The sequence below is a fragment of the Methanohalophilus sp. WG1-DM genome (assembly GCF_004104135.1).
GTDB lineage: Archaea > Halobacteriota > Methanosarcinia > Methanosarcinales > Methanosarcinaceae > Methanohalophilus > Methanohalophilus euhalobius.
In genome coordinates this window covers 1-20844 of the sequence record NZ_RRBA01000001.1, presented here as the reverse complement: position 1 = coordinate 20844, position 20844 = coordinate 1, and the positions used below count along the sequence as shown (strand labels likewise).

Below are 20844 nucleotides of genomic sequence, written 5' to 3'. Positions count from 1 at the left end.
GCTCACTGTGCCTGATAACCGCCCTGGGTACCCATAGCCTGTTTGACTTGTTCCTGAAGCTGGTTGAAACGTTTGGATATGCGTTCTTCCTGACGAGAAATAGACTGCAATCTCAGGGAAAGGGTTTCATTTCTCTCTTTGAGCTTTTCGATAGCATCATCCTTGGTCGTACGGATCTGCATATCCCCAACAGTCCTGTAGACAACTGCATCTCCTGATAACTGTTCAAGTTCTTCCAGAGCATTTTCCGTTTCTTTCAGTGTACTTTCGATCTGATTTTTTTGCATAGCAAGTGTCTGGGCCTGTTGTTGAACCTGCTGCAACTGTGCCAGCTGGTTCTGGACCTGTGGGGGTAGTTCTGAACTCATTTTAGTTTCACCTGAGCATCCAATAAACCTAAAATGATTTTAATGTTTCTATGGTTCATTCACCTGAAAAGATGTCTGCAGTTGTTTATTGGAAGAGAGTCCAAGCAACCTGAGATTCAATAGTACATCACAAGATAGATGTGTACCCCCAGCAGATAAGAAAGGAACCATAATGCAGCTATGAGTTTCATTGCAATTAACCTATTGAGAATATCCTTGACCCTGCCCATAAAAAGTAATTCTACATAAAGGCCCAAAAGAAGGATAAAAAGGCCCAACCCATGATGGAAAAGCAGTTCAATATTGAAAAACGTGTTAAAGTAATAAGTAGATCTTACACCAGACATAGCGGGGTACATAAAAAATACTGTCGACAAAAGCTGTGCAAACAAAGCAAAACCCATTATACGACAATGGAGTTTAGTTTTATTATTACGAACAAGATATACTGAAACAAGTATAATAGTTATCAGAATTGTTTGAAAAATAAGGTTTAACATAAAATATCCCCTCCAAAGTGTCTTACTGAAGATTGGAACAGAATGATATAAGACTGTCTTACAATAGAAATGCAAAAAAGAGGTATATAACATATGGCAATGCTATCAAGGAAAGAACTTAACAAACTACTGGAGGGTGAGCAGCCTCTTGTAGAAGGTTTTGTGGATGAAGAATTTCAGGTGCAACCCAATGGTATCGAACTTACACTTGAGAGTGTGCACAGACTAAATGGAGAGGGTACCATCGATTTTGATAATTCAAAAAGGCAAATTCCTGAAAGTATACCTCTTGATTTTTATGAGGAATGGATTGATCTTGAAAAGGGCATATACAAAATTATCTTCAACGAAATCGTTAATATTCCCAAAAATATTGCAGCACTTGCAACACCAAGGTCAAGCCTGATACGTGCCGGAGCGACTCTGGAAACTGCTGTATGGGATGCCGGATACCGGGGCAGAAGCGAATGTTTACTTGTTGTATATAACCCCGATGGCCTGAAACTGCAAAAAAATGCGCGTCTTATACAACTTGTGTTTTATACTCTGCACACAGAAGTGGATGAAGGATACAATGGTAAATACCAGAATGAGAATACCTGCTTACAATAATTTTTTATAAAAAATACATGTGCATATATGTACAGGAGAGGACACATGAGTGAAATTGGCAAATCCGTAAGGATAGAACGCATATTCGATCGTAATACACAAAACGCAATAATAATACCAATGGACCACGGAGTCGGGGCCGGGCCTCTAAGAGGACTGACAGATATGCCCACTACTGTAAATAAAGTCGCTGAAGGTGGTGCAAACGCAGTATTGGGGCACATGGGTCTTCCCAAACATGGCCACAGAGGATATGGAAAGGACGTGGGATTGATAATTCATCTTTCCGGTTCAACATCCCTTGGCCCTGATCCAAACCACAAGGTACTGGTTACCACCATTGAGGAAGCCATAAAGGTGGGCGCTGATGCAGTATCAGTCCACATAAATATAGGTGCAGATGATGAGGCAGAAATGTTGCAGGACCTTGGTAGAATTGCAAAGGGCTGTGATGAATGGGGAATTCCCCTTCTTGCAATGATGTACCCCAGAGGACCCCGCGTAGCATCAGAACATGATGCAGAGTATGTGAAACATGCTGCAAGAGTGGGTGCCGAGCTGGGAGCAGATATCGTAAAAACAAATTACACAGGAGATATTGATTCATTCAAAGAAGTCGTGGAAGGCTGCCCGGTACCTGTTGTTATAGCAGGTGGTCCCCAGATGGAAACCGAAGAAGATCTCCTTCAAATGATACATGATTCACTGGAGGCAGGCGGCAGAGGTGTTGCAATCGGCAGAAATGTATTCCAGTCCGAAGACCCGGTTGTTACCGTATCTAAAATATCCCGCATTGTACATGGGGGAGAATCTGTAGAAGAAGTCCTCAATAGATAATATTTGAAAAGATGAGAGCAAGACCATGTGAGTGATATGGCCAAATGAAGATATGTTAGGTAGTGGTACGATATGAAAATGGTCTTGTATATGATAGTGTATATACAGTCCTCTATAGACAGGTCACACATCCCCAATAAATGAGCAAATGTTACTGGGCTTTAATTGTTCTGTTCATAATTATAGTGCAATTTTGAAATAGTTCGATAGAATTAAATGTCATGGAAATATGGAGAATGAGATCACTTTCATAGATATATTATCCCATTTATCGAGGATTCAATTATGGACAAATATGAGCAGGTTATAGAACTGGCAAAAAGACGGGGATTCCTGTGGAACTCTTTTGAATTATATGGAGGTACTGCCGGATTCTATGACTACGGACCCCTGGGAAGTACCCTGAAACGCAGAATAGAAAACATTTGGAGACAATTATATGTCGTCCGGGAAGGTTTCATGGAAATCGAAACTCCCACCATCGGCATTGAGGACATTTTCGTGGCTTCCGGTCATGTAGGTGGTTTCTCCGACCCTCTGTGTGAGTGTGAACAATGTGGAGAGGCATTCCGGGCAGATCACCTGATTGAAGACTATGTAGCGGTTGCGGATGCATTGACCAATGAAGAAGTAGATGAGATGATCAGCAAATATGATATTTGCTGCCCGGAATGCGAGGGGAAACTCGGAAAGGCCAAGGAATTTAATCTGATGTTTGAGACGAGTATAGGACCCGGCAATGGCAAACCCGGATACCTGCGTCCGGAAACCGCTCAGGGAATCTTCATTGATTTCCAGAGGCTGGCGCGTTATTACAGGGAAAAACTGCCTTTTGGTGTAACCCAGATCGGTAAGTCATATCGTAATGAGATATCCCCGCGGCAGGGTGTCATAAGACTCAGGGAATTTACCCAGGCTGAAGCTGAAATATTCATCCATCCACAAGAAAAAACACATCCAGAAATTACTGCAGTGGAGAATGACCTGATAATACTTTATTCCGATAAAGCCCAGGAAAGAGGGGAACTGGAGGAAATGACAATCCGGGAAGCAATTGACAATAATATCATTGCCCATGAATTCCTTGCATACCATATCGCTCTTACCAACCGTTTCCTCAAACGTATTGGTATATCTCCTGATAAACTGAGATTCCGCCAGCATAAAAAAGATGAAATGGCACATTATGCAATCGATTGCTGGGATGGCGAAATCAAGACATCTCGTTTTGGATGGATAGAAACAGTGGGTATTGCTGACAGGACCGACTATGACCTGAATGCGCATACAAATATGAGCAAAAATGAGCTGGCTGTCTATATTGAATATGATGAACCTAAAATGGTGAAAAAATTTGCTGTAAAACCGGATATGGGAAAACTAGGCCCCCTATTCAGGAAAAAAGCAAAGGATGTTGCAGAAGCCCTCAAGCAACTCGGGCCTGAAGAACTCGAAAAAGATGACGATATAAAAGTAGTAGTCAAAGGCGAAGAAGTTTCAGTACCAAAAGATGTTGTTTCAGCTGAAGAAGTGGAAGAAAAAATAAGCGGGGAAACTGTGGTGCCCCATGTGATCGAACCGTCCTATGGAATCGACAGGATATTCTACACATTACTGGAACATGCTTATGAAACCGAAATGGCCCCTACAGCTGAGGAAGAAAAGGAAGAGGAGCGCATTCTTCTCAAATTTAAAAGCGAAATCGCCCCAATCCAGGTAGCAGTCCTGCCACTTATGAAAAACAGTGATGAACTGGTCAATAAAGGCAGGCAGATCGTAAGTAACCTAAAGGACATGGGATTGATGGTGGCTTATGATGATTCGGGAACCATCGGAAGAAGATACCGAAGGAATGATGAAATAGGTACTCCATATTCGGTAACTATTGACTACGACACCCTTGAAGATGATACCGTTACAATTCGTGAAAGAGATACCATGAAACAGGTTCGCACCCATGTAAGCGATCTTGAAGGAAACCTGGAAAAATTAATCAGTGGAAATATGGTGTTTGAGGAGGCGGGAAGCCCCCTCTAATACTTTCAATCCGCTTTGCTAAGATATTAATAAAAATTGTTTGTTATTTCCCCTTTAAAGATAAGTAAAGGGTAATATGGTAAAGTACATACAACATCCCCTGATTAAAACCGATTCTGTCGAACAACGTCTCTACCAGCTTGACCTGGCAGGCAAAGCACTATCTTCCTCTACACTGGTAGTCCTTCCCACAGGGCTGGGCAAAACAATAGTAGCTCTGCTTGTCATGGCTTCAAAACTGGAGGCTACGGGAAAAAAGGTGGTGATGTTATCACCCACAAAACCACTGGTCGAACAACACGCAGCTTTTTTTAGCCAGATGTTAAACCTGGAACCTGAAGAAGTGATGACATTTACGGGAAATCTCCCTCCTGCAAAGAGGGAAAATATGTGGGAAAAGGGCAGAGTAATAGTATCCACGCCCCAGGTCATCGAGAACGACCTGCTCACAAAAAGGATCAGTCTTCAGGACGTGGCCCACATAACATTCGATGAAGCACACCGTGCTGTTGGAAACTACTCATATACCTACATTGCAGAGGAATATTTCAACCAGGCAAAAGAACCCCTGTGTCTGGCAATTACAGCAAGCCCGGGAAGCTCTGATGAAAAGATAGCAGAGGTCTGCGAAAGCCTTCATATCGAAAAAGTGGCAGTCAAAACAGAAGACGATTCTGATGTTACCCCATATATCCACCATAAACAAGTCGAATGGGTTCACTTAAAATTGCCCGATGAAATGCAAAGGCTCAAGGATTTGCTTGATAAAGTCCTGGAAGACAGAATCCAAAAACTGGATGAACTGGGATACAGACTGCCCTACGGGAAAAAAACATCAAAAAAGGAACTACTGGGACTCCAGAGAAAAATGCAGGGCCAACTCAGAAGTGGAAACCCTGATCCTTCTGTATACAGTTCCATATCCCTCATGGCAGAAATCCTCAAAGCAGGCCATGCAATAGAAGTTATTGAAACCCAGGGAGTAGGGGCTCTTGCCAAATATGTGGACCGCCTGGAGAGGGAAGCCTGTACAAAGGGAGCGAGTAAAGCTTCTAAAAGACTCATGGAAGACCTGTTCATGAGGCAATTATCCTATCGTATTAAAGAGTGCGGTGCAGAGCATCCCAAACTTGAGACCGTGTGTAACATTGTAAAAGAACAATTAACCTCCAATCCAGATTCAAGAGTGATCGTTTTTACCAATTTCAGGGATACCGCAGAAATGGTAACAGATGCACTATCAAATATTGAAGATATAAATCCGGTGAAATTTGTAGGCCAGAGTTCAAAATACAGAGACAAAGGCCTGACCCAGAAACAACAGGTCGAAATTATCGATCATTTCAAACAGGGAAACTTCAATGTACTTGTTGCAACTTCCGTTGCTGAAGAGGGACTGGATATACCTGCAACAGACCTGGTTGTTTTTTATGAACCAATTCCTTCGGAAATACGCAGTATCCAGAGAAAAGGGAGAACCGGCCGCAAACATGCCGGCAGGGTTGTAGTTCTGGTAACAAAGGGGACACGGGACGAAGGTTACTACTGGAGCAGTGCAAACCGGGAAAAGAAGATGCAGGGAAATATCAGACAACTCCAGGAAACACTATCCACAGATGAACACGAAAATCCTTTCATTAAAGAAAAGCAGCGCAGTCTTGAAGATTTCGACAACCGCGTGGGGCCTGAAGATGAAAACGGACCGGAAGTCGTGGCAGATCAAAGAGAGATACGCAGTACTGTAACACGCAATCTACAAAAAGCAGGTGCATCCCTTAGTGTAAAAACCCTCGAAGTGGGAGATTATATCGTCAGTGAGAATGTCGCTATCGAGAGAAAGGAAACCGGGGATTTCGTGAATTCACTTATTGAGGGGAAGCTCTTTGAGCAGATTTCAAACCTGACACGCACATATGAAAAAACTATCCTGATTATCGAAGGAGAAGGACTATTCAATGCCCGACGTATCAATCCATCTTCCATTTACGGTGCAATGTTATCAATATCAATGGATTTTGAAACAACTATTCTCCATACCAGAGACGCAGAGGAAACAGCAGCTCTCATACTCCAGATAGCTAAAAGACAGCAGGGAAAGGAAAAAAAACCTATCAATCCCCACGGGAAAAAAGCTGCTCCAATCATTTCAAAGCAGCAGGAATATATTGTATCCGCAATACCCCAGATTGGACCACAAGCAGCACGCAACCTGCTTGAACATTTCGGGTCTGTTGAGGCTGTAATGAAAGCTTGCGAAGAAGAACTCAGGGAAGTGAAACTCATTGGTCCTAAAACCGCTGCACGTATTAGAGAAGTGGTTTGTAGCGAATATAAAGGATAAGATCAGGAATTGTGCCTTATCCTTTCCAGAATATTCATTCCCCTCTCGATAAGATCAAAAGCGTCTTCTACACGCCGGGGATCTGATTCTGATTGAATATTTTTTGCTATTTCAACAAGTTTGGATTCTATCAATTGTTCAAGGGGACTTGAGCCCTTCCTTTCAGCATGCAATGAATCAGATACTGGTTCCTGAAAGTTGGCGTGCGGTTGCTCCGAAGAAACCTTCGATTTACTTTCAACAGGCTCTGTTTCAAACTCCTCTTTTATTCCCGTGGATACTTCTGTTTCAACAGAAGGAATCATTTCCTCTACCTTTTCATTTTGGTCCTCTTCCCCCTCTTCTGCAACGTTACATAGAGGACATAGGACCTGCCCTTGATAACGGAATAAAGGAGATCCACAAGTATCACAATGTTGTGCAAGCATTGTGCCACCAAGCTCAAGCAATTTGGAAATTCTTCTTATTTTAGCATCGTCATCATTTCTTCCCATTATTATCACATCACAACTAAAAGAATAATATGTGGCCGGAATACAGCATTCAGTACAAAGAGGTAATAGTCCACCCAGGAATTTAAATCTGACTGAATAGAACCAACAACTTTCATAAGATAAGATTCCAGCAAACGGGTAAGTTTTTATATGAGATTATTAGTTAGACATACAGAACTAACCCTTATTTTATGTCCCTAATTAACTCAAGGTGATCAAAATGCTGTCTGTTAATACTAAAGATGTTATAGAGCAATGCACACAGGTACTGGAGCACATAGCAAACGATAATTCAGTCCCAAGAAATATCAGGCGCTCCGCCACCGAAGTCGTAGAAAAATTAAACGATGACAGTGAAGCCCTTTTCCTGAGAGCTTCTTCAAGCATATCCATTCTTGAAGACATCAGCAATGACCCAAACATTCCCCTTCATACCCGTACATTAATCTGGAATGTAGCAAGTCAGCTTGAAACAATACCTGTGGATGAATAATCCATCAGGTATCTTTTTTTAATATCTAGATAATCCTCAGGAAACATGGATACTATTACCGGCATCCTTATTGGAAATTTTGAAGAAAAGGATGCTGCACAGGAAAGGGGCTTGGCCCTGTCACGTAAACTTGTCAGAGCGTGCCGTACAACTACTATCGCCATTCATCGCAAAGACAGGGATACTGTCAAAAAGAATCTCCTGACTGCTCGTAATTATCTCCGGGAAATGAATGAGACCCTGGGAAAATACCCTGAAATTTATTACAAAGGACCTGTGGGGCAGGCACAGCAGGAATATGCGGAATGTATTATTACCTATTCTATACTATGTGAAAATAAGACACTTGAAGAATTGCCAACTCCCCAACAGATGGAAGTCGAAGATTCAGCCTATCTTAATGGCCTTGCAGAGGCAGGCGGGAAATTGAGAAGGCATGTACTTGATCTGATAAGAGAAGACAAGCCTGCAGAGGGGAAAAATATTTACAGATAATGGATAACATTTATTCACTTTTAATAATGTTTGATTACCCTGATGTAATTACCGCAAATCTCAGATCCCTGAATGAAAAGACCAGAGGAGATCTGACCCATGCATTACAGCAATACAAATTCCAGAAATTAATGACAAATTCGCAGGAAATAAATCAAATTTAAAAGGGAGCTCATATGAAATTCAATCCTGATAAAATAAGAGAAGATGCCAGCGAAGATTTTGACAGGGCCTGGAACGATAGCGCAAAATATATCAAAAAGCCCCAGTTCAATGAGCGCTATCCTATAACATCAATCAACTATGGTAAACCTCATCCTGTTTATGATACTATTGCAAAACTCAGGGAAGCCTATCTTCGAATGGGCTTTGAGGAGATGATGAATCCCATTATTGTTGATGAACAGGAAGTGCACAAACAATTCGGCCATGAAGCACTGGCCGTACTTGACAGATGTTTCTACCTGGCAGGACTTCCCCGACCAAATGCCGGCATATCCGATGAGCGTATATCTAAAATAAAAGAAATGCTGGGAGATCTTTCCACAGAAGATATTGATATAATACGAAAGGTCCTGCACGCCTATAAGAAAGGAGAGATCGAAGGCGATGATCTTGTCCCCGAAATGGCCGCAAAACTGGACGTGTCAGATTCCCTCATAGTCGAAGTAATAGATCAGGTGTTCCCGGAATTTAAGGAACTGACACCCAAAGCAGGCAAACGTACCCTGCGCAGCCATATGACCTCCGGCTGGTTTATCAGCCTTTCAGAGATTCTCAAGCGCCGTGAACCACCATTCAATTTGTTCTCCATCGACAGGTGTTTCCGTCGGGAACAACAGGAAGATGCTGCCAGGCTTATGACCTATTATTCAGCATCCTGTGTTATCATGGACGAGGATGTGACCGTAGATCACGGCAAAGCTGTTGCCCAGGCCCTGTTGTCTCAGTTTGGTTTTGAGAAATTCCAGTTCAGGCCCGATGAAAAACGCAGTAAATATTACAGTCCGGATACCCAGATAGAGGTATTTGCATACCACCCAAAACTTGTAGATTCCAATACCAAATATTCGGATGGATGGGTAGAAATTGCTACTTTTGGAATATATTCCCCGATACCTCTTTCAAAATATGATATTCCCTGTCCTGTGATGAATCTGGGCCTTGGAGTTGAAAGGCTTGCCATGATCATCCATGAGGCCACTGACCTGCGGGGCATGAGCTATCCACAGATGGAATTGTACTCTGAATGGGAGATGTCCGACAGCGAACTTGCCAGACATGTCGAAATTGACATGATACCTAAAACACCCCAGGGCAGGGAAATATTCGAAGCCATTGTTAAACAGTGTGAGGCCCATGCATCCGAACCCAGCCCCTGCCAGTTCCCTGCATGGGAAGGAGAAATTGAAGGGCACAATGTAAAGGTTTCAGTCATTGAACCAGAAGAAGACACTAAACTCTGTGGCCCGGCTGCTTTTAATGAGATTGTAATTTACAATAACGATATCCTGGGATTGCCAAATAATAAAAAATGGAAAAAAGCATTTTCCAATCATTCAGCAAGGACGGGTGTCAGGTTTATTGAAGCACTGGCAGCAAAGGCCGCAACAGAGGTCGAAGATGCTGTTGCAAAAGGCGATACTGAAATTGAGACTCGTGCACGAATAATAAAGACACCTGCAGAAATCAACATTAAACTCTCCCCCCTTGCCCAGCGTTACGTGACCGGCAAAAACAAGAAAATAGACATACGGGGACCTGTGTTTACCACGATAAAGACAGAAATTTCATGAAAAAACTGCCAGATTCCGCTCTATAGTGGTTCAGAAATCTTCAGGAAGAAATAGGCAGACAGGTTGTCACCATTGATGGGTTTGAAAATATCAAACTTATTGGGGGTACTGACTGTACCTATTTCAAAGATCTTGTAATATGCTGTATTGTCGTACTAAAATATCCCACAATGGAATTTGTCGAAAGGACAGTTCATATTGGAAAGATAAGTTTTCCTTATATATCGGGATTTTTTTCATTTCGTGAGGGGGAAGGGACAATAAGAGCCTACCAGAAGCTCAACCACAAACCCGATCTGCTTATGATCAATGCCTGTGGTATCACCCATCCTGCAAACGCCGGGTTTACCTCTCATATTGGAGTGATCCTGGATAAGCCTACAATCGGGATTACAAAAAGAATTTTTTGTGGCAGAGCAAAAATGCCACAAAAAGAAAAGAAGCCCAGCCATTGTATCATGAAGGAACACAAAAAGGTTGGCTCCTTAAAGTATTGCCCGAAACAAAACCAATCGTAATTACAGTCGGACATCTGACATCTACCAGGAGTTGCCTGGATATCACAAAAAAGTGCTTGAGAGGAAACAAAATGCCTGAACCATTAAGGATTGCTCATCGATGTGCAGGAGAAGAGAAAAAGAAAAGGGGTAAACGCGGTGGTACATGAGTGGATGAAAAGCATAAAGGGCATCATGGATGAAGGAAGTCCGGTTTGTATTACTTTCCAGGACAGTACGAGAGGGGACGTATCGGAGAAACTTTTCTGCGAAATTATTACCGATGCAAGATATGGAAAACAATCCTTGATTACAGCACAACGATGCAGAGTCGGCAAATTCATACTTGGTAAAAGCAATGAACCCCCGGCTGAATATTATTTTAATACAGGTAGATACGCATCATACGAAATCGCAGAAAATGCGGTCCTTTCCCTCAGCCGGCTGGAAAAGGAATACGGGACTTTGAAAATCGAACCTCTTTCAAAAAACAGCACAAAATTTGATCTTTGTATTTTGTACCTGAAACCGGAAAAAGCAATGCGAATAATCCAGGCGATGGCCTATTATAATGGAGCTCCGGCAGACATTCAAACAATCGGCGCAGCTTCTGTATGCAGTGATTGTGTAGCAGGGACCCTGAATAAAGGAATTGGTCTGTCTTTTGGCTGCAAAGGATCCAGAAAACACAGCAAGTATAGCAGCGAAGAAGTACCTATCGGAATACGCTATGACATGCTGGAAAAAGTAGAAAAGGCATTGGGAATAATCCCGAATACCTTTGATTGATCAACGGGCATCATAGAAGGACATTTCTTCGGCATCAACAAGGGTAATCTGCCCTATCTGATTGGAGAGCACTTTCCTCACCCTTGCCATACATCTAGATTGCAGCTGGATACGTATCATGGTCATTTCCCTTTCCTCGTAAAAATTATCCGTACCGTTGATTATACGATGCGTAGAAACCTGATGCTGCATTAGTTTTACAATAATACCCTTTGTGCCTGCAGTCAAATCCTGTGTACTTGTGGAAGTAAGGAAAATATTATCTCCTACGTGCAGATTCAGTGCCGTGAAAAAATTATGAGGACTTCTGATCTCAATCGTCCTTAGCCCATGGTTCTTAAGATCTGTAACTACATCATGAGAGATTCCGGTTAAAGCAACATATTCCATTTAGATCACCCATACATCGGGAACTCTTTCCTGGTGGAAGAAGGCTGTTCCGTGCTCCGCACATCTTCTGCAAGTTTCTGCATCTCAGCTTCAATCTTCTCAGCCTGCTCGATGAGACTTTCCGTATCTATTGAGTAATCGCAGAAGTCATTTAGTATCTTTATTACAGCTGCAGCGGCCCTTGGATCCGGATTCTGGGTTTGTGTAGCTCCCAGAAGACTGATGGCAGGAAGTTTACGCATAAAGCATTCCGCCATAATACTGCCGGATATACCCGATATTGTACCCATCTGGAATATTTCCACTTTTTCTTTTATGCGTTCCAGCATTTCCTCAGTCGTAGCAGCACCGAATACAACGGGTTCTTCACTCATGGTAGCAATACCGGCAATTGAAATGATTTCCTTTACATTTACCGACTCAGCCCAATCAAGAAGGGCCTTACTTACATCATAGGAAATAGAAGGATTGATGGGGATATCCGACACAACCATTATAAGATTGAGAGCCGGATTTTCATATATCCTGACAGGCATGTTGATTATCCCTTCATAGAGCACTGCTATGGGAGGGAAATAACGGGATTCTATGGAACCTATATATTCCATATTGAGTTCTTCAATTATTTGCTGACTTGCAATATTACCCACAAGCCCGATACCCGGGAACCCTTCTATTAAAATAGGCTCTTCGGATTTTACCTTTTCTGTGATAATATGTACATCACTTTTGTAATCTGTTTCCGACAAAAAACCACCTGCGTTTAGAAATCTAATATAAACTATACCAACTAGCATAGTATATGTTCATACTGATAAATAAGTCCTGCCCGAAATGAAACATATAAAAATTATAATTTCTTTTCTTTCAGGTTTATATCTTCATCCTGCTGGTGTGACATCAATATTGCAGATTTTAAGAAAAAGGCCGTTAAAAGCACTGCCAGTGCAAAGAAAAGTAGTGCAATAATAACAATTGTCAGTGGATCCATTTCTTAAAAATAAAAAAGAAAGTGAGTTTACACTTTCTGTGGTTTCTCATAAAGTTTTATTTTCTGAAGCTGGGCACCTTTCTTGGAATGAGGCTGCCTGAACACAGAATCATTGGCTTTCTCAATTTCCCTGGCTTCAATTGCAAGCTGTGCGGCTGCACGCATGAGTTCATGGCCTGCTGCTGCAGTGAGAGCAACATCTTCAATCTCTTTAAGGATAAAGCAGGCTGGCATGTTTACTTCTGCGACTTTGCTTGCCATGTGGAGGGCTGCAAGACCCTTTGCTTTAGCGTAAGGGTTATTGAAACCGGCACGTTCAATGCATTTCTGTGGTTTTGCAAGAATGTGTGGAAGTTCAAGGTCTGCACCGGATTTGCCTTCATCGACCTGAGCAGTTACCGCATCAAGTTCTTCCTGGAGAAGCCTGACCACACCACAAGTGGAAAGGACTTTCATTGCATCAGAGTTAAAGGAGGCCATTTCGACAGCATCTAAGAACTCTGTCTTGGCACCGATAAGAGGATCAACAGTCATTATAATGTAACCGAAACCTGCATCCTCAAGAGCCTGTCTGTCATCTTTCTTGGTAGGTCCGTCAGAGACGACAATACATGGATAATCGTTCCATAACTCACGGGCAGATTTGGGACCCGGTGCACTTGCGTTGGGGCTGATCATTACAACAAAGTCAGGCTCCCATGCCTTCAATTCATCAGTAGAAGCTGCTGTTTCCTTGTCCATTTTGGGACCAGTACCAAACACGCGGGTGCTGATACCTTCCCTGGCTGCAATTTCATCCTGTACAAGGTCAATGACCTGGCTCATACCCAGGTTACCCAATTTGATAAATCCTACTTTTACCATATAATCACAGAGGGAAAATAACTACGTAGCATATATTATTTTTGGATTTACACATAACAGTACTAAATTGTTAAACAAGAGAGGGAATAGCAGATATTATTATCCGAAAAAGTTAAAAGCAATGTAACTAATCTACAGCCATATTTCCTACATACCTCTATTATTATCTCAAATGATCAGGTTTGATGAAGTGACTTTAGCCAGCAATTCTAACAGAAATTTTTCTAAACTGATTGTTTTTGATATGGACAGCACCCTAATAGATGCTGAGTGTATCGATGAGCTTGCACTTGCTGCAGGAGTGGCAGACAAAGTTGCACAGATTACAGATCGCACAATGAGAGGAGAACTTGACTACCATCTGGCTCTTCTGGAAAGAGTGAAACTCCTTAAAGGTCTGGAAATTACAAAGGCAAAGGACGCGGTTGAAAAGATCGAACTAATGCCTGGTGCAAAAGAACTCCTTGAGCATGTACAATCACTTGGATACAAAACTGCAATGTTATCCGGAGGATTTACTCTTTCCTCTGACAGGGTTGCAAAATTACTCAACATCGATTACGTATATGCCAACACTCTAGAGGTGAAAAATGGATATCTGACAGGTGTAGTGTCTGGCCCTATGACACAAAACCTTTCAAAAGAAGTTGCCTTTGAAGAAATTGCCAGAAAGAATGGCTTCCTACCCGAAGATTGTATCGTGGTAGGAGATGGGGCAAATGATGTCTGTATATTTAAGAGAGCAGGTTATTCGATTGCATTCAATCCAAAACCAATTCTCCATCAACATGCAGATGTCATAATTTCAAAGAAGGATCTTAGGGCATTAATTTCCGTGATTGATTCACTACAATAAAGTGGGTCCTGAAGTATCGTGCATTAGAAATGCATGAAATGCCAGCTACATTTGCTGGACCGGGAGGATAAATCGAATATGCAAAAAGAACTGAAAGACAAAAGGAAAGATCTGAGGGACGCCTCTGAAGAACACAAGAATAAACGTAATGAACTTAATGCACAGGCAAGTACACTTGCATCTAAACGCAATGAGCTCAACAAAAAGACCAAGGATCTTATCAACGAAGCACAGGAATACAAAAAACTTCGTGATGAAAACAACGAAAAAGTCCAGGAATTCAAGGGGCTTCGTGATAAGACCAATGAAAAGGCAAATGAACTTTTTGGAAAAGTTGATGAGCTCAGAAGTGCCAATAATCTTACGGGACCATCCCTGAAAGAGATTCGCAAGGATATCGACAGGCTGGAATTCTCACAGCAGACCGAAGTGCTTACACCATCAAAAGAAAAAGAACTGGTCAACAAGATATCCGAACTCCGGAAACTTTATGATACAAAGAAAAAGCAAATTGAAAGTAATACTGAGCTAAACGATCTGCTTACGGAAGCACAGGAAATCAGGGAAGAGGCTTCCGGCTACCATACAACCCTTTCTGAATATGCTCAGAAAGCTCAGGAATATCATGACAAGATGATTACCACTTTCAAAGAAGCGGATAAGATACGCGCGGAATCCGATACTGCACATAAAGAGTTTGTACAAATCCAGGAAAAAGCAGATGAACAGCACAAGGCTTTCATTGCAGCTCAGAAGGAAATCCGGGATATTGACAAAGAACTTCGCAAACTCAAGAAGAAAGATGGTGGCAGGAAAGGCGCAGACATGGAAGAAGTCCGTAAGGATGCCGAGGATATATTTGATAAGTTCAAATCCGGCGAGAAACTTACTACAGAAAACCTCATGACTCTCCAGAAGTCCGGTCTTCTATAAGAATGGAAATAATTATCCGGGGAAACCCTGATTATATTTCATATATATTTAAGGACATATTGATTTCTGTAATTATCATCCCGCATAAGACATGTTTTTGCTTTATAGACAGGATCTTTCCGGATTCTATCCCATATTTTATTTATTTTTTCTTCATGTATGTTACCCACCGAAATTGGTATGCATGCACATGGACTGACATTTCCTTCAGGGGTTATATGCAACCATTTTTTACCCGCAAAGCATCCCATTTTGCGCAATACATGAGGAACCGAAAATATACGGGGTCCACTCATATTGTTTGAACGCTCAATAAAATCATTGAATTTTTGCATGTCCCCGGATGAGAGAAGGTCATCCTTATGATCAAACCATCGACCCGTGGGTACGATCTCAAAAAAGGTGATCTCATGTACACTCATGTCCTTTGCAAGCTGGTAGAAATCGTCCAGCTCATCGATATTAGAAGGAGAAATTACGACATAGATATTTACCAGTAATCCGACATCAAGGGCATTCTCTATAGCAGACATAGCAGCCCTGTAAACACCTGTCCTGCCACGCATCCTGTCATGATTTGCTTCGAATGCACTGTCCAGACTGACACTGAGCATATTCAGGCCTGCTTCTTTTAATGCCAGGGCTTTTGCAAAATCCAGACCTACACCGGAAGTAAACAGACCGCTTATTGCCTTCTCATTATCAACATAGTTAATGAGATCTTCAAGTCCTTCATATAACAGAGGTTCGCCCCCATCAAAAATAATTAAAGTTGAACCCATTTCCAGACACTGGTCAATAGCATTTTTTACAATCTCGGGTGAAAGAGATGCCCTGTTATTTGTATTAGGCAACGCACAATGCAGACACCTGTTGGGACATTCCTCGGTGATGGAAATTGTCACCTGTTCAGGAACCATTTTCCCCCTCATATACCCCATCTGGCTGGAAACCAACCTGTCAAAAGCCTTTCCTGGGATAGGGGGCATCCAGGTGGAGAACACAAGAGACTCACCATTTACAAGGGCCGGTTTGGAACCATCGAACATATCCATCATATCTGATAGCAGCGGTTTCACTGCTTTTGATGCAAGACCTGAGGTATGCATATTGACACGTCCGTTTTCAACAGTAGCATAAACCTTGAAGAAGGGATTTCTATAAAAATCGTATTTCATGTTACCACACATCACCTGTTTCTCAGGAATGCACTAAATCCAAGAAGCGATGACGGTTTCTTTTTTAGCATGAAAAGAGAGATCTGTAATGCTTTTTGAAGAGATGAACCCTGGAGGAAAGATAGGTCCTCCTGTTTGAAAACTTCCATCATACTGTTTATCTCACTATCATCCATTTTGCGAAGAGTTTCAAGCGCCATTCTACCCAAATAATATTCGGTCCTGTATTCCTTTGCCCACCTATGTGAATAACGGGACAGGAAACGAGCAGAGGTATTCCCCTCCTGTATACTTTCAGCAGCAACTTTTCCACACATTTTGCCTCCGTGTATGGAATAGCCAATGCCCGATTGTCCGGATGCACCTCCTGTAAGCATAATACCATCAGCAACCATCTGGTTGGGAATAGTAGCGATAGGGTCCCCTCCGGTTTTCACTTCACCTATGCTTAAATTTGACAAACCCTTCATCCGCTTGAATTTATCCACCCACCTATCAAAAAAGGAAGATACATCCCTGCCATGCCTTCTTACATAGACACCCAGGGTTGCCCTGTCGCCTCCACAGGGAGAATAAGTTGATTTCCATCCGGGAGCCACGCTTCCCACGAAATATTCAAACATGTCCGGCTCACCAATCCCCTCACCTTCTACCTCTGTCTCCATAGCCCAAGCTATATCATCCGGATGTTTCATTGCAGAAAGGCCACAAAGAGAAGCGAGTTTAGAATTGATTCCATCTGAGATTATTACAAGTTTAGAATCGAAGGTGCCCTGCGAAGTACTCACAGAAACCCCTTCATCATTTTTCAATACATTATATGCTTCAACTGATGTCGCAATATCAACACCTGAACCCCTGGTTTTCTGTATGTAATACCGGTCAAATGCAGGGCGGTCCAGAAAATAAGCGGGACTTTCGACTTCCACATAGGATCCGGAAGGGGCTACAATATTGGCCCCTCTTAAATTTTTGAGGACATAGGAACTATCCACAGTTTCACCGGCCCTGTCAAACATTCCTTTAAAAAAAGTGTTAGCAGGATGTGTGTTTTCACCCAATACGTCTTGTTTGTCCATTAAAAGGACATCCAAACCCTGCTCAGACGCTACTCTGGAAGCAGCTAAACCGGCAGGGGAAGCACCGACCACAATGACATCAGCATCCATTATAAATCACCATAGAATATTCACATAACCCTCAGAAACTATAGACAGAATTACATCAATTATCAGGGAACCAAACATTACGCCCCTGTAGCGAGAACCCTGAAGGAAAAGCATTCCTCCTCTTTCGGGCAGAGGATTTTTGATAAAATCAAGGGACTGGATAATCATCCACATCCCCGCAAGAATTGCCCCTGTGAAGAAAATAGGACCAAGTTGTGCCGTCCAACCTATTATGAGGGAAGAAATTACACCTATAATCCAACAGGCAGTCACCAATTTAGATGTCGCAGGTACACCAAATACTACAGGGAATGTAGGCGCACCTTTAGCCCGATCACCTTCCACATCCCTGGAGACACCGGAAAGAGTAAATCCCCAATCGGTAACACACATCATAATACCCAGGAAAATCCCGGGGAGGGGAAGAATGGAAGTGTCCGCACCCTTTAGAATTCCCGCAGGATCAAAAGCAAGCCAGATACCAATCGGTACAAGCCCGTATGCAATACCCACTGGTACAAAGCTTAAGTAGGTAGATCTTTTAGCAAATTTTGAATATATGCTTATAGTACTAACTGCTATCACAAGTACCACAAAAGACTCGGGATTCAGATACAAGGCAGCTATTGATGCAATAACTACAAGGACAAAGGCATATTTGAGCCCCTGTTCCTGCGTGAGAGTGGAAGATGCAATGGGTCTTTCGGGCAGGTTGATCTTATCTATATCAATATCACAGCAGTCATTGAACACATAAGAACTTGTTATCGCAGCATAACCACCAATAATTGCAATAATGAAAGGCAAAACCGAAGGTAGATCTCCGGCGTATATATATGATGCAAGCAATGCACTTGCTGCCGGTAGGGCAAGGTCCATATCAGCTATTTCAGGTCTGAGTAGTTCCAGATAGGGGTTGCGGGACTTTGATCCAGTTGTAGATACCAAGTAAATCACCCGGGATTAGATTCAAATCCGTGATTTCTGTCAGTTTAGTTAAAGATTTTCACTGGGCATTTCATCTAAAGGAATGGCAATCTTCTTGAGAGTTTCATAAAGTGGATGAACAGTGTACTGTTCTGGAAGATTCAAATAGAATAATCCATTCCTGTTTTTATTAATAAGTCCTATTACGTTTTGTAAAGCCATACCTGTTGCAGACGAATCCATTTCTTCAGGGATTTCTGCATTGAAAGGATATACTTCAGAAAGTTCAACAGGATATGCTCCAAAAGGAGGTTTGAAATTCAGGACGTGATCATAAGTTCCTTCGCCTTTCACAGAATTTGAGCGTATGAGAATTTTACCATCCAGATTAAAGCGGCCAATTCTTTCTTCAAATCGCACAACTTCCGGCCTTTTTGAAGATTCGGGTCCGGTATAGAAGAAGGTGGATTTGGAAAACGGATCAAGTCTTTCAAGCCAGGGACTGTAATTGTACAATCTTTTAAGAGCTGACAGCATTGAGGGATGGCTCCTGCACCGCTGTTCCACAAGTTCTAACAAGTTACCTTCCCTTATGGCCTGCTTGATGTTGCGAATTTCTGCAAAGGTCACATACAGATTGTGTCTTGCCAGTAATTCTGTGGAGTTGAAAGCAGATTTAATTTCCGATGCAGTATGAGCAGAACACACCGGACAATTACATGGAAGATACTGAAGATCTTTAAGATGAGATGTTCCGGTAACAGTTATATAGCGTCCTGCTTTTGCATAAAGGGCATAAGCTGCTGAATCAAATAAGTCACATCCCATTGCTACAGCAAGAGCAAACATCATTGGATGACCGGCACCAAATAGATGGACCGGTTTCACAGGATCAAGACCCTTTTTGGAAGAAATAACAACATCAACCAGATCCGCATAACGATAGGATTCCATGAGAGGAACCACAGCTCCGATAGGATATACATCAAAGGCATGTTTTGAAAGGGTTTTCGCACTGTGGGCCCTGAGATCCAGATAAGTGGAGCCCTGTACAGGACCCGCCAAAAGCATATTATCTGTTACAATTTCCTTGGCTGCAATCACTCTTTCAAGAGTAGTTTCAAGTTCGCCTTCTGCCCTTTTGTAAGAGACATCAGGAGGGGTTGGAATGTCAAGGGGGACTGCAATATCAGAACCAATGTTTTTTTGGAACTTTATAATCTGTTCGTTTGTTACTTCAACATCCCCATAAACGGATAGTTGAAAAGAACCTGAATCTGTCATAATGGGACCATCAAAATCCAGAAGATGATGCAGGCCTTTTTCCAGTGCGACGTTCCTGAGTTTGTCCTTGCGAGAAATGATATATGAATTTGTAATAAGTATTTGTGCACCAAACTGATGCATTTCAGAAGAGGGTATTGTGTTTATGTTGGGATTGATAACTGGCATAACCGTTGGTGTTTCAACAACACCATGTGGTGTATGCAGTCTACCAATACGGCCAGCTGCGTCTTTTTGCAGTATTTCGAATACAGCGGTCATGGGAGCAATAGATACCGGTGATAGTATATATGTGTATTTGAATGGTAATGGAAAATGTGAAAAGGAGAAAGACAATATATCCAAGTTCAGTCTTTATTATAGCAGGTGAAAAAATGATTATTCCCGAACCCATAAAATGCGAAATAGAACATAAAGGAGGAGTGGACAACCTTTATAAAAAAATGCCTCCTGAAGATGAATTCAAAAGATGGAGTGAGATTCACCATGCATTATCATCCCCACTCAGATTGAAGATACTATATATGGTAGCCAGGCAACCTCTCTGTGTATGCATAATAAAGCATATTCTGAAAGTACCTGATTCAAAGTTATCGTACCACCTTTCAATATTAAGTGGAAGTGGTATTATTAAAGGAACCAGAGAAGGAAATTGGATAATATATAGTGCTACAGAAGAAGGCAAGCAGATGATTGAAGGAATATCAGGGAAATAAACCATTATTCCTTTATTGAATTCATTCGATCTATCTAAATCCTCTTCCTCTAATCTTCCCTTCAACATCAGGCTGTAATAAAATTGGAGATTTGGTATTGATTTACCTAGCGAGTTGATAATAGGAGGAAAGATATTGCAGATAGCATAATTAAGAAAAAATATAGAGAATTAGTAAGAGTCAATAAGTTGAGTCAGCAGCGATGCATAGTTCCCAAAGGCTCTCGCACTTTAGTACAGTATACAACGCTGGCAGGCTTATCTTCTGTGTTCGGGAT

25 protein-coding genes and 1 rRNA gene are annotated in these 20844 nt (G+C 42.0%); 14 read left to right on the top strand and 12 right to left on the bottom strand.

All coding sequences use genetic code 11. From position 1 onward, the window contains the following. Positions 1-2 precede the first annotated feature (2 nt). Together CI957_RS00120 and CI957_RS00115 are read right to left on the bottom strand one after the other, a co-directional pair. Positions 3-368, bottom strand: coding sequence for a prefoldin subunit beta (locus CI957_RS00120; protein ID WP_072562211.1), 366 nt, complete (start codon positions 366-368; stop codon positions 3-5). 116 nt (positions 369-484) lie between these two features. Beyond that, positions 485-715, bottom strand: a complete 231-nt coding sequence (locus CI957_RS00115; RefSeq protein ID WP_128753961.1) for a hypothetical protein — start codon at positions 713-715, stop codon at positions 485-487. A 246-nt stretch (positions 716-961) separates the two neighbouring features. On the opposite strand from CI957_RS00115, the gene CI957_RS00110 reads away from it, so the two are divergent. From CI957_RS00110 to CI957_RS00095, 4 genes are all read left to right on the top strand, one after another. Continuing rightward, the gene (locus CI957_RS00110) at positions 962-1480 is read left to right on the top strand and encodes a deoxyuridine 5'-triphosphate nucleotidohydrolase (RefSeq protein WP_096711585.1); all 519 of its coding nucleotides are present in this window, start codon (positions 962-964) and stop codon (positions 1478-1480) included. A 45-nt stretch (positions 1481-1525) separates the two neighbouring features. Next, the gene (locus CI957_RS00105) at positions 1526-2317 is read left to right on the top strand and encodes a 2-amino-3,7-dideoxy-D-threo-hept-6-ulosonate synthase (RefSeq protein WP_096711586.1); all 792 of its coding nucleotides are present in this window, start codon (positions 1526-1528) and stop codon (positions 2315-2317) included. A gap of 285 nt (positions 2318-2602) precedes the next feature. Beyond that, the gene (gene glyS / locus CI957_RS00100) at positions 2603-4354 is read left to right on the top strand and encodes a glycine--tRNA ligase (protein WP_128753960.1); all 1752 of its coding nucleotides are present in this window, start codon (positions 2603-2605) and stop codon (positions 4352-4354) included. 76 nt (positions 4355-4430) lie between these two features. Beyond that, the gene (locus CI957_RS00095; protein ID WP_128753959.1) at positions 4431-6695 is read left to right on the top strand and encodes a DEAD/DEAH box helicase; all 2265 of its coding nucleotides are present in this window, start codon (positions 4431-4433) and stop codon (positions 6693-6695) included. A 2-nt stretch (positions 6696-6697) separates the two neighbouring features. Here CI957_RS00095 and CI957_RS00090 read toward each other — a convergent pair whose 3' ends face one another. Then, a complete protein-coding gene (locus CI957_RS00090) occupies positions 6698-7189 on the bottom strand; it encodes an Sjogren's syndrome/scleroderma autoantigen 1 family protein (protein WP_096711589.1) in 492 nt (163 codons plus the stop codon). 220 nt (positions 7190-7409) lie between these two features. On the opposite strand from CI957_RS00090, the gene CI957_RS00085 reads away from it, so the two are divergent. From CI957_RS00085 to CI957_RS00060, 7 genes are read left to right on the top strand one after another with little or no spacing between them, the layout of a single operon-like run. Then, positions 7410-7682: a UPF0147 family protein gene (locus CI957_RS00085; protein WP_013037155.1), complete on the top strand. Its 273-nt coding sequence runs from the start codon at positions 7410-7412 to the stop codon at positions 7680-7682. A 45-nt stretch (positions 7683-7727) separates the two neighbouring features. Then, positions 7728-8177 carry a hypothetical protein gene (locus CI957_RS00080; protein WP_241645719.1) on the top strand — a complete coding sequence of 150 codons (450 nt, stop codon included), beginning with the start codon at positions 7728-7730 and terminating at the stop codon, positions 8175-8177. 26 nt (positions 8178-8203) lie between these two features. Then, positions 8204-8341 carry a hypothetical protein gene (locus CI957_RS10785; protein ID WP_241645715.1) on the top strand — a complete coding sequence of 46 codons (138 nt, stop codon included), beginning with the start codon at positions 8204-8206 and terminating at the stop codon, positions 8339-8341. Positions 8342-8353: 12 nt separating this feature from the next. Continuing rightward, the gene (gene sepS, locus CI957_RS00075; protein ID WP_105460523.1) at positions 8354-9973 is read left to right on the top strand and encodes an O-phosphoserine--tRNA ligase; all 1620 of its coding nucleotides are present in this window, start codon (positions 8354-8356) and stop codon (positions 9971-9973) included. Between the two features lie 50 nt (positions 9974-10023). Then, positions 10024-10491 carry an endonuclease V gene (locus tag CI957_RS00070; protein WP_105460522.1) on the top strand — a complete coding sequence of 156 codons (468 nt, stop codon included), beginning with the start codon at positions 10024-10026 and terminating at the stop codon, positions 10489-10491. After that, positions 10380-10640, top strand: coding sequence for an endonuclease V (locus CI957_RS11180; protein WP_105460521.1), 261 nt, complete (start codon positions 10380-10382; stop codon positions 10638-10640). The genes CI957_RS00070 and CI957_RS11180 overlap by 112 nt, the downstream gene beginning before the upstream one ends. A 4-nt stretch (positions 10641-10644) precedes the next feature. Continuing rightward, positions 10645-11259 carry a DUF169 domain-containing protein gene (locus CI957_RS00060; RefSeq protein WP_241645712.1) on the top strand — a complete coding sequence of 205 codons (615 nt, stop codon included), beginning with the start codon at positions 10645-10647 and terminating at the stop codon, positions 11257-11259. On the opposite strand, the gene CI957_RS00055 is transcribed toward CI957_RS00060, so the two are convergent. The 4 genes from CI957_RS00055 to CI957_RS00045 form a co-directional block, all read right to left on the bottom strand. Beyond that, the gene (locus CI957_RS00055; protein WP_096711593.1) at positions 11260-11649 is read right to left on the bottom strand and encodes a DUF473 domain-containing protein; all 390 of its coding nucleotides are present in this window, start codon (positions 11647-11649) and stop codon (positions 11260-11262) included. 5 nt (positions 11650-11654) lie between these two features. Continuing rightward, on the bottom strand, positions 11655-12398 hold the full coding sequence (locus CI957_RS00050) for a proteasome assembly chaperone family protein (protein ID WP_164908980.1): 744 nt from the start codon (positions 12396-12398) through the stop codon (positions 11655-11657). A gap of 101 nt (positions 12399-12499) precedes the next feature. Next, complete coding sequence (locus CI957_RS10530; RefSeq protein ID WP_157769641.1) at positions 12500-12640, bottom strand: hypothetical protein; 141 nt, start codon at positions 12638-12640, stop codon at positions 12500-12502. A gap of 27 nt (positions 12641-12667) precedes the next feature. After that, entirely contained in the window at positions 12668-13504 is an 837-nt protein-coding gene (locus CI957_RS00045) for a F420-dependent methylenetetrahydromethanopterin dehydrogenase (protein ID WP_096711595.1), read from the bottom strand. A 172-nt stretch (positions 13505-13676) separates the two neighbouring features. Between CI957_RS00045 and serB the strand changes: the two genes are divergently transcribed. Both serB and CI957_RS00035 read left to right on the top strand, forming a co-directional pair. Then, positions 13677-14360: a phosphoserine phosphatase SerB gene (serB, locus tag CI957_RS00040; RefSeq protein WP_096711596.1), complete on the top strand. Its 684-nt coding sequence runs from the start codon at positions 13677-13679 to the stop codon at positions 14358-14360. Positions 14361-14438: 78 nt separating this feature from the next. Beyond that, positions 14439-15293, top strand: coding sequence for a coiled-coil protein (locus tag CI957_RS00035; RefSeq protein ID WP_096711597.1), 855 nt, complete (start codon positions 14439-14441; stop codon positions 15291-15293). Positions 15294-15331: 38 nt separating this feature from the next. Here CI957_RS00035 and CI957_RS00030 read toward each other — a convergent pair whose 3' ends face one another. From CI957_RS00030 to tgtA, 4 genes are read right to left on the bottom strand one after another with little or no spacing between them, the layout of a single operon-like run. Continuing rightward, on the bottom strand, positions 15332-16471 hold the full coding sequence (locus CI957_RS00030; protein WP_241645708.1) for a radical SAM/SPASM domain-containing protein: 1140 nt from the start codon (positions 16469-16471) through the stop codon (positions 15332-15334). An 11-nt stretch (positions 16472-16482) separates the two neighbouring features. Next, complete coding sequence (locus CI957_RS00025) at positions 16483-17640, bottom strand: NAD(P)/FAD-dependent oxidoreductase (protein ID WP_128753958.1); 1158 nt, start codon at positions 17638-17640, stop codon at positions 16483-16485. 6 nt (positions 17641-17646) lie between these two features. Continuing rightward, the gene (locus CI957_RS00020) at positions 17647-18588 is read right to left on the bottom strand and encodes a UbiA family prenyltransferase (protein ID WP_128753957.1); all 942 of its coding nucleotides are present in this window, start codon (positions 18586-18588) and stop codon (positions 17647-17649) included. A 48-nt stretch (positions 18589-18636) separates the two neighbouring features. Beyond that, complete coding sequence (gene tgtA, locus CI957_RS00015) at positions 18637-20112, bottom strand: tRNA guanosine(15) transglycosylase TgtA (protein ID WP_128753956.1); 1476 nt, start codon at positions 20110-20112, stop codon at positions 18637-18639. Positions 20113-20153: 41 nt separating this feature from the next. On the opposite strand from tgtA, the gene CI957_RS00010 reads away from it, so the two are divergent. Then, the gene (locus CI957_RS00010) at positions 20154-20567 is read left to right on the top strand and encodes a helix-turn-helix transcriptional regulator (RefSeq protein WP_241645706.1); all 414 of its coding nucleotides are present in this window, start codon (positions 20154-20156) and stop codon (positions 20565-20567) included. 191 nt (positions 20568-20758) lie between these two features. Here CI957_RS00010 and rrf read toward each other — a convergent pair. Continuing rightward, positions 20759-20844: ribosomal RNA gene (rrf, locus tag CI957_RS00005) — 5S ribosomal RNA — on the bottom strand; the annotation flags it as partial.

Bases quoted from the DNA above. Each gene is read 5' to 3' on its own strand.
- serB (WP_096711596.1), top strand. From the start codon at position 13,677: ATGATCAGGTTTGATGAAGTGACTTTAGCCAGCAATTCTAACAGAAAT.
- CI957_RS00045 (WP_096711595.1), bottom strand. From the start codon at position 13,504: ATGGTAAAAGTAGGATTTATCAAATTGGGTAACCTGGGTATGAGCCAG.
- CI957_RS00105 (WP_096711586.1), top strand. From the start codon at position 1,526: ATGAGTGAAATTGGCAAATCCGTAAGGATAGAACGCATATTCGATCGT.
- CI957_RS00055 (WP_096711593.1), bottom strand. From the start codon at position 11,649: ATGGAATATGTTGCTTTAACCGGAATCTCTCATGATGTAGTTACAGAT.
- sepS (WP_105460523.1), top strand. From the start codon at position 8,354: ATGAAATTCAATCCTGATAAAATAAGAGAAGATGCCAGCGAAGATTTT.
- tgtA (WP_128753956.1), bottom strand. From the start codon at position 20,112: ATGACCGCTGTATTCGAAATACTGCAAAAAGACGCAGCTGGCCGTATT.
- CI957_RS00030 (WP_241645708.1), bottom strand. From the start codon at position 16,471: ATGAAATACGATTTTTATAGAAATCCCTTCTTCAAGGTTTATGCTACT.
- CI957_RS00025 (WP_128753958.1), bottom strand. From the start codon at position 17,640: ATGGATGCTGATGTCATTGTGGTCGGTGCTTCCCCTGCCGGTTTAGCT.
- CI957_RS00085 (WP_013037155.1), top strand. From the start codon at position 7,410: ATGCTGTCTGTTAATACTAAAGATGTTATAGAGCAATGCACACAGGTA.
- CI957_RS00080 (WP_241645719.1), top strand. From the start codon at position 7,728: ATGGATACTATTACCGGCATCCTTATTGGAAATTTTGAAGAAAAGGAT.
- CI957_RS00110 (WP_096711585.1), top strand. From the start codon at position 962: ATGGCAATGCTATCAAGGAAAGAACTTAACAAACTACTGGAGGGTGAG.
- glyS (WP_128753960.1), top strand. From the start codon at position 2,603: ATGGACAAATATGAGCAGGTTATAGAACTGGCAAAAAGACGGGGATTC.
- CI957_RS00090 (WP_096711589.1), bottom strand. From the start codon at position 7,189: ATGGGAAGAAATGATGACGATGCTAAAATAAGAAGAATTTCCAAATTG.
- CI957_RS00115 (WP_128753961.1), bottom strand. From the start codon at position 715: ATGTCTGGTGTAAGATCTACTTATTACTTTAACACGTTTTTCAATATT.
- CI957_RS00095 (WP_128753959.1), top strand. From the start codon at position 4,431: ATGGTAAAGTACATACAACATCCCCTGATTAAAACCGATTCTGTCGAA.
- CI957_RS10530 (WP_157769641.1), bottom strand. From the start codon at position 12,640: ATGGATCCACTGACAATTGTTATTATTGCACTACTTTTCTTTGCACTG.
- CI957_RS00120 (WP_072562211.1), bottom strand. From the start codon at position 368: ATGAGTTCAGAACTACCCCCACAGGTCCAGAACCAGCTGGCACAGTTG.
- CI957_RS10785 (WP_241645715.1), top strand. From the start codon at position 8,204: ATGTTTGATTACCCTGATGTAATTACCGCAAATCTCAGATCCCTGAAT.
- CI957_RS00060 (WP_241645712.1), top strand. From the start codon at position 10,645: ATGAAAAGCATAAAGGGCATCATGGATGAAGGAAGTCCGGTTTGTATT.
- CI957_RS00035 (WP_096711597.1), top strand. From the start codon at position 14,439: ATGCAAAAAGAACTGAAAGACAAAAGGAAAGATCTGAGGGACGCCTCT.
- CI957_RS00010 (WP_241645706.1), top strand. From the start codon at position 20,154: ATGGTAATGGAAAATGTGAAAAGGAGAAAGACAATATATCCAAGTTCA.